We start from the raw sequence: 13,795 nt of genomic DNA, 5'->3' as shown, positions 1-13,795 counted from the left end.
ACGATGAAAAAGCAGATAAAAACATTACTATGCCTGATGTCCTGGATAGGCCTGGGCTGGATATACACAGGTTGCTCCTCGTTTCTGGACGTAGACGCGCCATCGGTCGTGACCGATGATTTCTACGATACCAAGGCTGGCCAGGAGAAACTAATCGTAGACGTGTACAGCAAGTTTCGCAGCGTGTTCAATACGGGTGAGTTGCAGTATTATGGTACAGACTTGTATATGGCCATCACCGAAAATGAAACCGAACGGATGTTTAACGGGTATGATGTGACATTCAACTCCACAGCGCCCGTTGTAGGGGGGTATTGGAATAACTTGTACAAGATTGTGCAGGAGTCCAATATTCTGCTCACGCGGTGCACACCTGAGGTAGCTGGTGATGACTATGCCGCGATGCATGCCAAGGGTACGTTTTTCCGTGCGCTGGCGTACTATTACCTGGTCGAGACGTTTGGCCCGATCCCTTTTTATACCGAAGAGCAGACCGAGGTGCTCACCGCGGTGACGCGTACGCCTGAGGAAGACATCTATACTTTCCTGATCGAGGATCTGGAGCAGGTACGTGGGGTACTCGGATTTGGCAATGCCACTGCCGGCGAGGTCAACGATGCGGCCATCCACTTCCTACTGGGCAAACTCTACCTGACGCGCGCGTATAAATCCTATGGTAGCGCGGCCGATTTTACAGCTGCGGCGGCGCTGTTTGAGGCGATCATCGGAAGTTCTTCCTACAGCTTGCTGGATAGCTATTCGGCCGTGTATGACGAGAATAATCAAAACAATAGTGAAGTCGTCTGGGCCATCCAGTACGGCACCGACCGCAACTTCCAAGGAAGCGGCAATCCGCAGCAGGGCTTGTTCGGGTTTGGTATCGTGGCGCTGGAACCCAATCTTTTTACCCGCAACCAGTCCGACTATTCAAGTATGAACCGCGGCTACTGGGTGATTCCCAGTGCGCACATGTACTTTACTGACCCGGCGCTGGATACGCGCTATGATGCCACATTCAAGCGGGAGTTTATCGTGAATAATCCCGAAAGCGAGGCTTATGGCCAGCTGGGGATCTATTTTCCCCGGTGGAACGATGACTCGGGCGAAACGCATGATGCACGGAACTTCTATCCGTTTATGACGGAGGAGGGGTACAACTGGTATCCGCAGTCTACGGCCCTCCCCGAGCTGAGCACGGCCATAGATCGTATGCCCATCGTGCATAAATTTAAGGATACGAAGATGGACTGGGGTGGCCCCGGTACCCGTGAGGACGTGGTCTTCAGGCTGGGTGATGCCTACTTGCTGGCTGCCGAGGCCTACCTCGGTGGCGGCCAAGCCTCGATGGCTACTCAGCGGGTCAATACCCTGCGTGAACGGGCGGCAATCGACGAGGCAGCTTATAACGACCACCTCAGGGTAGGCTCGGTAGACCTGGATTTTGTGCTGGACGAACGTGCACGCGAACTTTTCGGCGAGCACGACCGATGGTTTGATCTGAAACGCACGGGGAAACTCGTCGAACGTGCCCATGCCAAAAATATCTTTGTCCAGAAATACGACAACCTGAATACTGACCACTTACTACGCCCAATCCCGCAGGATGAAATCAACAAAACGACAGGGCTTGAACAAAATAAGGGCTATTAATGCGTATCATCATGAAATTGAACACCATGCTATTTAAGACAATAATCCTGCTGCTCGGCACACATGTGGCCGGGTGCAACAAGTACACATCACCGGAAATAAACCAAGGGTTGGACGAGCAGTTGCCGGGTCTATATGAAGAGCTGTATGACCCCATAGCGGATAATGGGCAATATAACCTATTGGAAATGACCGTCAAACCTGCACGCTATTGGAACTGCGTGGAGGTGCTCAACGTGGGCAGCCGCAATAATATTGGCGAAAGCGAAGAAATACGCGGGCTGCAGTACCACCTGCTCTGCCAGTCGCTGGCCGGCCTGGCCAATCGCGCCGTGCAGGACGGCCGCAGCCAAGTGGGGGTATGGTTGCATGACCATGCCGGCAGGGCATCGTATAGCCTCTCCAAGCAGGCGCTCAGCGACATGGGCATCAGCGAACAGGGCATGCAGAGCGGCATCGAACTTGCCCGCAACAACTATGGCCCCTCCGATGGCATTGCCCTGCAGCTCAAAGACCTGTTTGAAGGGTATGTGCTTACCGACGTGACCAATAACCCGGAAAGCAATACCGTGGCGTCGGTAGCTTCATCGGTGTATAATGCAATCATCGTGGATGTGCGCGACCAGGCCAACTACGACCAAGCGGGCTACAAAATGGTCTACGATGCCACGACGAAAACCACTGCGGATGCCTGGAACGAATTTAAAGACCGGGTGAGTAATAAGGCATTGGTGGTCATGCCTGTGCAGACCGGCGAACTCCGTGATTTTGCGATCATGCATAACCTATTTGTGCTCAATGTCAATAAGGCGTATAATAACCCCGCTGCCGGGCAGAATCTTCCGCTGTTTGAGGAGATCCTTCAGTGGCTGGAGCCGGGAGCCCCTATCTACGGCTGGGAACAAGGCGTTGATGAGGAAGTGTTTGTCAACCGGGCGTCGATTACCGGGCATGTATGGGTGCCCAATGATTGGATGTATAACTTGCCGCTGACCTCGCTTGCTTATCGCGAGCGGCAGGAACAAACGCTTGCGCAGGTGACCAATCCGCAGTTTATTGACTGGGAGAAAGACAAGAAATTCGTATCTTTCTACCTGACCGATGGCGATAACATCCAGTGGATGATGAACGATTTCGTTGGTGAATATTATCAAAACGCAGATGTATCGGATGTCAAAATGGGTTTCGGCGTACCGGTGTCTAATCTCACCCAGATAGCTCCGGCCCAATTCAATCGCATCATGGGATTGCAAAACCGCGAAGCCACAGTGATCGAAGCGCTGGGTGGGGGATATCAATATGTTGATAATTTCGGACGGGAAAATAACCGGGAGGCACGGTTGGCTGAAGTGGCCGGACGCGTAGCCAGCAGCATGCGCCAACACCGCGTGAAACTGCTGGGGCTGATGGCCAAGGATGCCAAATCTGCCGATGCGCAGGAAGGCTATCAGGCTTTTATCGATGCCAATGACCAACTGGAGGGGATCGTCGTCTTGCAATACGCTCCTTACGCAGGCGGCGGGGGTGAGATTTTTTGGTTGCGGAACAGCGCTGGCTATGATATCCCGGTAGTCACGGTGAGCTATTCCCTATGGAATTTCGGCTCGCAAAACCACGAGCGTGAAGGAACGCCCGCTTATATCGCGCAGCAGCTTGCCCAACAGGCAACCAGTGATTTTTCGATCGTAGCTGTACATGCGTGGAGCGCTTTCCGCGATACAGGTAACAGCACGGATCTGCTGGGCGAAAACAGCGATGGTGATCTCCGGGGCGCTTCGGCTGCTAAGCTGGTCAAGAAGCATCTTGGCGACGACTTTGAAGTGGTAAATCCGCAAGAGCTGATCTGGCGTATCCGCAAGCAGTATAAGCCCGAGCAAACCGAGCAGTACTTAAATACTTATTATTAGATCTGCGTGATTAACTACGGCTTATGAACAAACTAATTTATGGCGCATTTAGCGCGTTACTGGCCAGCAACGGAATCGCCTGTGCCCAGGACCACGAGATTAGCGCGGTGTTTGACCCCGTAGCTTGGGTAAATCCGCTGATGGGTACCGATTCGAAGGGATCCTTCTCCAATGGGAACACCTATCCGGCCATTGCCGTACCTTGGGGCATGAACTTCTGGAGCCCACAGACCGGGCGCATGGGCGACGGGTGGATGTACACATACGGTGCTGAGCGCATACGCGGATTCAAACAGACACACCAACCCTCCCCGTGGATGAACGATTACGGGCAGTTTTCGATCATGCCCGGCAGCGGCCGCCCTACGGTAGACCAGGATGGGCGAGCCAGCTGGTTTTCGCACAAAGCGGAAACGGCCACGCCGTATTATTACAGCGTCTACCTGGCCGATGCCGACGTGACTACGGAGATCACGCCTACCGAGCGGGCGGCTGTATTTCGGTTTACTTTTCCGCAGAGCGACAGCTCGTTTGTCGCGATCGATGCCTTTGACCAAGGGTCGGAAATCACTATCCTGCCCGAGGAGGGCAAAATCATCGGCTATTCCAGCAAGTACAGCCGAGGCAAGCTGCCCAACTTCCGGAATTACTTTGTCATCCAGTTTGATAAACCCTTTGCCTTCAGCCGCACCTGGTGCGACAGCGTGTATAGCGAAGGGTCTTATGCCAAGGGCGACCATGCCGCAGCGATCATCGGCTTTAAGACCCAGCGTGGCGAGGAGGTGACCATGCGGGTAGCCTCCTCGTTCATCAGCCACGAGCAGGCCGCACTGAACCTGCGCCGGGAGGTCGGCAACAAAACTTTCCAGCAGGTGGCCGACGAGGCCAGGACGATTTGGAGCGAAACGCTGGGCCGGGTAACGGTCGAAGGGGGCACCCATGACCAATTCGAGACCTTTTATTCGTGCCTGTACCGCACCGTACTCTTTCCAAACCGGCTCTACGAGGTGGATGATGAGGGGACGATTGTACACTATAGTCCTTATAATGGAAAGGTGATCCCGGGCTACTTGTTTGGCGGCACGGGCTTCTGGGATACTTTCCGGGCGCTGTACCCTTTCTTGAACTTGGTGTATCCCGAAATCAATGTAGAGATGCAGGCCGGCCTGGTCAATGCCTATCACGAAGGCGGCTGGCTGCCCGAATGGAGTAGCCCGGGATATGCCAATATCATGGTGGGCAATAACTCCGCTTCGGTCGTCTCCGATGCTTATATCAAGGGATTGCGCGGCTACGATATCCAGACCTTGTATGAAGCCTTGTTGCATGGTGCCAATAACGAAGGGCCGATGACCGCGGTGGGCCGTGCTGGCGCACCATACTACATCGATCTGGGGTATGTACCCTACGACGTGGGCATCAACGAAAATGCAGCGCGCACTCTCGAATATGCCTACGACGATTTTGCCATCTACCAGCTGGCCAAAAAGCTGAAGCGGCCTGAGGGGGAAATCGAGTTGTACGCGCAGCGTAGTCGCAACTACCGCCACCTCTTCGACCCTGAAACCGGATTGATGCGCGGCAAAAACAAAGATGGCAATTTCCAGTCGCCCTTCAATCCGTTCAAATGGGGCGACGCCTTTACTGAGGGCAACAGCTGGCACTATTCGTGGTCGGTCTTCCATGATATCGAAGGGCTGGCTAGGCTCATGGGTGGACACCAGGCCTTCGCCAGTAAGCTGGACTCCGTTTTTCTGCTGCCGCCGATCTTTGACGAAAGCTATTATGGCAGTGTCATCCACGAAATCCGCGAGATGCAGGTGGCCGATATGGGGCAGTATGCCCACGGCAACCAACCGATCCAGCACATGACCTACCTCTATAACTACGTCGGCCAGCCTTGGAAGAGCCAGTATTGGGTGCGCGAGACCATCAACCGGATGTATAATCCGCGGCCCGACGGCTACTGCGGCGATGAGGATAATGGGCAAACATCCGCCTGGTATGTCTTTTCGGCGCTGGGCTTCTACCCGGTATGTCCGGCCACTGACGAGTACGTGATGGGAGCTCCCCTGTTCAAGAAAGCCACAGTCTACTTAAGCAATGGCAAGCAGCTAGTCATCAACGCGCCGGAAAACAGCGCCGAAAACCGATACATGCAATCGGTGCAGCTAAATGGGGAACCGTATGATAAAAACTTCCTTAAACACAGTGCATTGCTCAAAGGGGCAACGCTTGACATCCGGATGTCTGCCCAGCCCAACAGGAAGCGCGGCGTAGCACCATCGGCTTTTCCCTACTCGCTGACCAATGAGTTGGACTAAGAGGAGGCAACAACAATACAAAAAATGATTTAAATTGATATTTTTATGGCCAGATAGTAACACAACATGGCATCGGGTTTTTTTGCGATTCTGGACGATATAGGCGCTTTGATGGACGACGTGGCGGCTACAAGCAAAATAGCGACACGCAAGACCGCTGGAATATTGGGCGACGACCTGGCCGTCAACGCCGAAAAAGCGACAGGCTTTTTATCATCTCGGGAACTGCCGGTGCTATGGGCCATTACAAAAGGGTCGTTGCTCAACAAGCTTATCATCATCCCCATTGCGCTGGTGCTCAATGTCTTCCTCCCGATCGCGATAACGATCATCCTGATTTTGGGTGGGTTTTACCTGGCTTACGAAGGCGTTGAAAAAATCATGGAATATTTCTTCCATCGGCCGAAAAAAGGGCACGAGGTGGTTGAAGAACGGAGGGAAGACGGTAGCGACGCAGAAAAGACAAAAATAAAAGCGGCGGTGACCACCGATTTCATCCTGTCGATAGAAATTGTAATCATTGGTTTGGGAACCGTGCTGGAAGAAAGGCTATCGATACAGATCCTGACGGTTTCGGTGGTTGCGCTGCTGGCCACCGTAGGTGTCTACGGTATTGTAGCGCTCATCGTGAGGATGGATGATACCGGCTATGACCTAATAAAACGTACGGGTGATAAGGGGTGGCCTGCTAAACTTGGACATTTGCTGGTAAACTCCCTGCCTGTGGTGATCAAGTCATTGGCTGTAATCGGTACCATTGCGCTGATTTTGGTGTCAGGCGGTATATTTGTTCACAATATTGACTACTTACATCATATTTTGCCCGCGTTGCCTCCGCTCCTCAAAGAAATGGTGATCGGCTTAGTGGCGGGAATAATCGCGGTTGCAATTTTGGCAACGGGCAAAAAGGTGTTTTCCCGGAAATGACATAAAAAGGCACGTTGTGTGCCTGTATCGGCCTTTGAATGAAATTCGGCGGTACGCCTACCGATAGGCGATGTGTGTCAGTCTTCACCTAAATACAACCTTAACCCAATATTCAGTTAATACCTCTCCTCCACTTTTGCGGGCGTATACTACATCTTATCCGTATCAGCACATACTATGATTTTATTTCGTAAACAAATGAATCGGCACATTCGCTATGTAAAACGTGCCTCCGGTGCATCCTTATTGATGTACAGCCTGCTCTTCGGCATTGCCCCACTGGCCAGTGCCGCAACGACCCTGGTACATGCCCAACAGCAAACCGGCCGTATCACCGGCCGTGTGACCGACGCCGATGGCCAAACACAGGCCAATGTGACCATCCGCATTGCCGAAACCGGACAGACTATCGGCACCGACGCCAACGGCAATTTTAGCCTTTCACTGCCAGCGGGGCGCTATACTATTGTGGCGAATCACGTATCATTCGACGTGTCAAGCCAGTCGGCAAATGTGAAAGCTGGTGAGGATCTGCACCTGACATTTGCGCTCCAAGCCAAATCCAGTGAATTGGAAGAGGTGGTGGTCACGGCATTGGGCATCACCCGCGAAGCAAAGTCCGTGGGATTCTCCGTACAACAGGTGGGTGGGGATGCCATTCAGGAGGCTCACGAAACGAACCTGATTAACACGTTGAGCGGCCGCGTAGCCGGGGTGAATATTACCAACTCTTCTGGAGGGGTAGGTGCATCGTCAAACATCCAAATCCGTGGACAAAACTTCGTGAGCGGATATAACTACAACAACTCGCCCCTGTTTGTCGTAGATGGCGTGCCCATCAGCAACAACAACGAGCAATCGACCCGCGCATTTACTGGCCGGCAGGATTTCAACAACCCGAATTTAACGGGAGGCGAAGGCGAAGTAGACTACGGCAACGCCGCTGGGGAAATTGACCCGAACGATATCGAAAGCATTTCGGTATTGAAAGGTCCCAATGCTGCTGCCCTATATGGTTCGCGCGCTTCGAATGGGGTCGTGTTGATTACCACCAAATCGGGCAGGGGAGCCAAAGGTGTTGGCGTTTCGTTCAATACCCATGCCGACTTTGGGACGCCGCTGAAATTGCCGGACTATCAGTATGAATATGGCCAAGGCCGCTATGGTGTTTATGAATATGTAGACGGCGCCGGTACGGATGGAAGCAAATATGACAACGTCCTGGAAAACTGGGGCCCCGCATTAAATGGCCAACTAATCAAGCAATGGGACTCGCCCATCGATCCGGAAACTGGCGAACGCATCGCCACCCCCTTCGTAGCACAGCGCAACCAGTTGAAGGACTTCCTTGAAACCAGCAAGACCTTCACCCACAACCTCGCTATCGCAGGAAGCAGCGACCGCTTGAACTACCGCTTTTCGTATACCAACATGACGCAAACGGGTATGGTACCCAATACCGATCTGGGCCGTAATTCGCTGGGGGTCAATGCGGGCTATCAGATCATCCCCAAGCTGCGTCTTGATGTGTCGATGAATTGGGTGAACACTGATAGCGACAACCGCTCCAGCTCCGGGGCAAAAAACGAAGATGCTATCATGCGTATTTTCTTATACATGCCCCGCAACTTGGATATCAATTCCTTGAAAGACTACTGGCGACCGGGAACGAATAACACGGAACAAAACTCGCCGATTTTCAACATGAACGGAACGGTGTGGAATAATCCGTATTTTGTGGCTTATGAAAACTTGAACGGCAATAACCGCGACCGTGTGTACGGCAATGTGAAGGCAACCTATGACATCCTGCCCTCCTTACGGCTGATGGTGCGCACAGGGCGGGATTTCTATAACGATAAGCGTACGATGCGCCATGCCGTGTCATCCAACCAGTATCGCAATGGATACTATCAAGAAGACGACGTATATTTCCTGGAGACCAACCACGATATGTTGCTGACCTATGACGGACGCTTCAGCGGCGATTTTTCCTTGAATGCATCTGTCGGGGGGAATTTAATGACACAGGTTTCGAAACGCTTGGGAGCAATCGCCCCGCGCCTGGCCATTCCCAACGTGTATAACTTGACTAACAATGCTGCCCCCATTCTGGCGGGCAATACCTACCAAGAGAAACGCATAAACTCCATCTATGGTACGGCCCAGCTGGGCTACCGCGACCTGCTGTACTTGGACTTGACGGGTCGCAATGACTGGTCGAGTGCATTGCCCAAGGCAAATAATTCTTATTTCTACCCATCGGCATCGCTGAGCGTCATCGCTTCCGAACTGTTTGGCTGGACCAGCAGCCAGGTAAACATGGTCAAGATCCGCGGCGCGGCCTCATCCGTACGCCGCGACCTGGAGCCTTACCGCACGTTGGCCAACTTCCTCGTGTCGCAGGGCTGGGGTGGTGAGACCGTTGCCGTGCACAACAACAATTATCCCAACGAAAACATCCGCCCGGAAAAGGTGGTTTCCTATGAGTTTGGCTTTGATACCCGGTTTTTCAACAACCGTCTGGGACTGGATCTGACATACTACAAGAGCATCACCACCGATTTGATTATCCCTGTAACGCTCAACCCCTCGGCGGGCTATGACACCAAATTGCTGAACGTGGGTGAGATGACCAACCATGGCATGGAAGCCATGCTCAACGTGACGCCTATCCGCAACGACAACTTTTCCTGGAATGTCTTTGTCAATTACTCCTTCAATCGCAACAAAGTGGTTTCGCTGGCCGAAGACCGGGGGATCTCCCGCATCCGCCAGCTGGAGCGTTGGGCATCGTTGGAACTGCGCACCGAAAACACCAAGGGCGATGGCTCCTTCGGCTCGCTGTATGGGGATTACCTCATCTACGACGGAAACGGCCAGCTGACCCACCGCAATGGTTTGCCGCAGGAAGAAAACGGCGACTGGGGATACCTCGGGAACGTCAATCCCGACTGGATTGGCAGCATCGCCAACGAATTCAAGTATAAAAACTGGAACCTGAGCTTTTTATTTGGCGGTCAGAAAGGCGGCGTGGTACACTCGCGTACGTACATCGACGGTATCAACGCTGGGAGCTTGCCCGAGTCGTTGCCTTTCCGCGATGAAAACGGTGCTGGTGTGATCGTAGGCGAAGGGATAGACATCGACACCGGACAACCCAATGCCGTGGAAATCCCTGTGCGCGATTACTGGCGTGCTTACTACAACAATGACCGTATCGCTACCTTTGATGCTTCTTATATCAAACTGCGTGAGCTGAAAATCGGCTACGCGTTGCCAAGCAGCTTGCTGAGCCGCACGCCGCTAAAAGGTGCTGCCCTATCATTTGTGGGCAGGAATCTATTGCTATGGTCGGATGTACCGCATATCGATCCGGAAGTATCGGCATACGATGGCCAATTTGTGGGCGTGGAAGCGATGTCTTTGCCATCGATGCGTACCTTCGGCATGTCATTAAGCGTTAATTTTTAATTGTAAAGGGAATAGACCTTATGAAGAAATATATCTTTGGCCTTGTGGTGGCAGTTTTGACCTTCCAGGCATGCAGCAACTTTGAAGAAATCAACATCGACCCCAATAATCCGGCTACGGTACCAGCAGAAATGCTGCTTCCGCCAATCATCAGCGGGGGAGTGGGTACCATGACCGCCAGTGGCACACGCGCCGGACAGTATGTCCAGCACTTGGCGTACTTGGGTGGCACCAGCGAAAGTGACGGCCGTTACAACCTTACCGGAGCCTCCTGGCGTGAGGAGTGGAATGGTGCGATGCGATTGATCAAGGATGTCAATCAAATGAAAGAAATCGCCCAAGCGGCGGGACAACCTCATTACGAGGCACTGGCATACATCAATAAAGTATACATCTTATCCCTAATGACTGACGCCTTTGGCGACATTCCTTACGATGAAGCCGGCATGGGCAATGTAGACGGATTGGAATTTCCGCGCTATCAAGCGCAGGAAGAGGTTTATACCCGCATGATAGAAGATCTCGAAACGGCCAACCAACTATTATCAGGAGTGCCGCCAGCTGTCGCTGTTGGTCGTGACATCCTGTATGATGGCGACCCGACACAATGGCGTAAGTTTGCTAATTCATTGAAAATACGCATTCTGATGCGCCAATCAGCCAAGAAAGATGTCTCAGCACAGGTTGCGGCCATCTTCAACGATCCGGCACAATATCCGGTATTTACCAGCGTGGCTGACGGTGCTACCCTGATGTACAACAACAGCAGTGACTTCTACCGCTGGTATATCCAAAACCCACCGTCGGATGGCAGTGGGGTCAACTTCGGCGACAACAGCCGTATCAGTGTGACCCTGATAGACTTGTTGCAAAACACAACTGACCCTCGCCTGCGGATATATGCGGCGCCTACGCGCAATTCGTATCTGGCCAATGCATCATCTTCGTCCGTACCACTGGAATACCGCGGTCAGGAGGCGGGGCTAAGCTCGACGGAACAAACGGCCCTGTATACACAGACGGGCTTAAATGAAGGAGACTTTTCTGTCATCGGGCGTCGCATCCGTCAGGAAAACCGGGCCTTCCTGATGACCTATTCGGAATTGCTGCTGATGAAAGCTGAAGCTATCCAGCGGGGTATGGGGGTCAACGGGGCAGCTGCGGACGTGTATCGGCAAGCGGTAGATGCGTCATTCGGCAAATGGCAGCAAGTAGGGAGCCAGACGCAGATACAGAATCCGTACATTGACGACAACCAGCGTGCCGCCTATTGGGCCATCGATGCAAACCAATATAATCCTGCGCGCGGCTTGGAGCAGATTGCCGAGCAATATTTTATCGATAGCTTCCTGAATGGCTTCGAAGGCTGGGCTTCATGGCGCCGTACGGGTGTGCCTGAGATACATCCTGGCCCATCGGTATTGTCAGCCATTCCTGTGCGCTATGTGTATTCAGATAATGAGCAGAATAATCCAAGCTTGGCCGAATGGGTAAACCAGCACATGGGCGGCGATATGCCGGATCATAACGTGCCTGTTTGGTTCCAGCCTTAAAAAAAATAGCAACAAAAAAAAGACGATTATGAAAACGAATAACATCATCCATATACTCGGACTGGGCGCGGCACTTTTGGCCGCGGCGCCCGCTTTATCGCAGATCCGTCCCGTAGGCTACGTGGGCAATGCACATTCCCACAACGATTACACCCGCAACAACCCGTTTACCATGGCGTATAGCCTGGGCTTCGGGTCTATAGAGGTGGATTTGTTTCTCCGGGATGGCGAGCTGTACGTGGCGCACGAGGCAAAGGAAATCAGCAGTGAACGCACCTTTGACAAGTTATATCTACAACCGATCCTTCAAGCCTTCAAGGATTCGGAAGACGGTTACCTCTATCCTGAGCAGGGACAATTGCAGTTGTTGATTGACCCCAAAACCGACGGTACGGCCATCCTTAAGGTGCTGACGGAGAAACTACGTCCTCACCACGACTATTTCGATAGCAAAAACAACCCCAAAGCAGTGAAGCTGGTGATCAGCGGAAACAAACCGAAGGCGGCCAACTTTGCTGACTTCGATGAAATCTTTTTCTTTGATGGGGATCTCGGGGCAGATTATACTCCAGAACAGTTGGCTCGTATCGGTTTATTCAGTGCTCCTTTTCCCGCCATCTCCAAATGGAACGGCTTGGGCAGGCTCACCGAACCGGATTTGAATAAAGTGACGGCTATCGTGGATTCTGTACACCGCATCGGAAAGAAAATCCGCTTCTGGGCGAGTCCGGATACGCGGACCACTTGGTACGAGTGGGTCAAGCTGGGTATTGATTACATCAATACCGATAACCCGATCGGCGTATCGGAGTTTATGCGCAACTATCCCCAGCATTCTTACCGGGAGCAGCTGTCTTATGCGCCTTACCAACCGCGCTACAGCGCTAAACCGGGTGCGACTCCGCGCAACGTCATCCTGCTGATCAGCGATGGGGCCGGCTTGTCACAGCTGTGGGCGGCGGCCATCGCCAATCGCGGTTTGCTGAATGTGCTCAATATGCCATACACGGGTTATTTATACACCGGCTCGACAGACAACTACCATACTGACTCCGCTGCGGGTGGTAGCGCTTTGGCGACCGGCGTCAAAACACGCAACCGCTATATCGGCGTAGATACCCTGGGTAATCCGGTGACCAATATTCCCGATCGCCTCGCCGTGAAAGGGATGGTCAGCGGCATTGTATCCAATGATCGTGTGACGGGAGCGACACCATCTTCGTTTTATGCACATGTGAGCGAACGGGACATGTCCGACAGCATTGCTTATGACTTGCTGGATTCAAAACTTTCATTGGTTGTTGGCGGCTTCCCGGCTGCTTTTGCCAAAGCCGACAGCACATTGCTCCGTCAATTACGGGATAAGGGATTCGACGTGCAAGAGGGTGTGGACGGTATCGAAAATAGCAAAAGCAAGCGCGTACTGGCTTTTGCGGGCGACCAAGTAAGCCGCGAATGGGATAAATTGAGCAGTGAGCAAGGCAGCATCAATACCGGCTACCGTATGATCGAACATGCATTCCTTCCCTCAGCAAAGTTTCTGGACGCTAAAAGTGGCGGCAACGGCTTCTTCCTGATGGTTGAGGGGGCCAAGATCGACGGTGGTGGCCATGGCAATTCTACGCCATTCACCGTTACCGAATACTTGAGCTTCGATAAATTGGTGGGCCAAGCGTTGGAATATGCGGATGCCGATGGTGAAACGCTGGTCATCGTCACCTCCGATCATGAAACCGGCGGTCTCGTGGTGCTGGACGGCAACTACGAAACCGGTCATGTACTGGGCAGTTTTGCGACCACCGACCATACCGGCATCCCGGTACCGCTGGCTGCATACGGCCCGGGGGCAGAACATTTCCAGGGATTCGTGGATAATTCGGAGATCGCAAAACGTATCTACAAACTATTGGGGATCGACTAATGCGTTGAACATCGCGATGCCAATAGCCACGGGCTAGAA

Annotated in this window: 7 protein-coding genes; all 7 read left to right on the top strand. The window is 52.8% G+C overall.

The window, feature by feature from the left end:
* The first annotated feature begins 3 nt into the window (after positions 1-3).
* The 7 genes from BMW65_RS13435 (at position 4) to BMW65_RS13405 (ending at position 13,756) form a co-directional block, all read left to right on the top strand.
* Positions 4-1,650 carry a RagB/SusD family nutrient uptake outer membrane protein gene (locus tag BMW65_RS13435; protein WP_090606123.1) on the top strand — a complete coding sequence of 549 codons (1,647 nt, stop codon included), beginning with the start codon at positions 4-6 and terminating at the stop codon, positions 1,648-1,650.
* 11 nt (positions 1,651-1,661) lie between these two features.
* Entirely contained in the window at positions 1,662-3,557 is a 1,896-nt protein-coding gene (locus BMW65_RS13430; protein ID WP_090606484.1) for a GxGYxYP domain-containing protein, read from the top strand.
* A 23-nt stretch (positions 3,558-3,580) separates the two neighbouring features.
* Positions 3,581-5,881 carry a GH92 family glycosyl hydrolase gene (locus BMW65_RS13425; RefSeq protein WP_090606121.1) on the top strand — a complete coding sequence of 767 codons (2,301 nt, stop codon included), beginning with the start codon at positions 3,581-3,583 and terminating at the stop codon, positions 5,879-5,881.
* Positions 5,882-5,947: 66 nt separating this feature from the next.
* Complete coding sequence (locus BMW65_RS13420; RefSeq protein WP_090606120.1) at positions 5,948-6,808, top strand: DUF808 domain-containing protein; 861 nt, start codon at positions 5,948-5,950, stop codon at positions 6,806-6,808.
* Positions 6,809-7,006: 198 nt separating this feature from the next.
* Entirely contained in the window at positions 7,007-10,282 is a 3,276-nt protein-coding gene (locus tag BMW65_RS13415) for a SusC/RagA family TonB-linked outer membrane protein (protein WP_177181122.1), read from the top strand.
* 20 nt (positions 10,283-10,302) lie between these two features.
* Positions 10,303-11,835 carry a SusD/RagB family nutrient-binding outer membrane lipoprotein gene (locus tag BMW65_RS13410; protein ID WP_090606116.1) on the top strand — a complete coding sequence of 511 codons (1,533 nt, stop codon included), beginning with the start codon at positions 10,303-10,305 and terminating at the stop codon, positions 11,833-11,835.
* 28 nt (positions 11,836-11,863) lie between these two features.
* Positions 11,864-13,756, top strand: coding sequence for an alkaline phosphatase (locus BMW65_RS13405; RefSeq protein WP_090606115.1), 1,893 nt, complete (start codon positions 11,864-11,866; stop codon positions 13,754-13,756).
* Positions 13,757-13,795: the final 39 nt, after the last annotated feature.

It is taken from the genome of Parapedobacter koreensis (assembly GCF_900109365.1).
In the GTDB taxonomy this organism is placed as follows: Bacteria; Bacteroidota; Bacteroidia; order Sphingobacteriales; family Sphingobacteriaceae; genus Parapedobacter; species Parapedobacter koreensis.
This window is presented reverse-complemented; position numbering and strand designations above follow the sequence as displayed.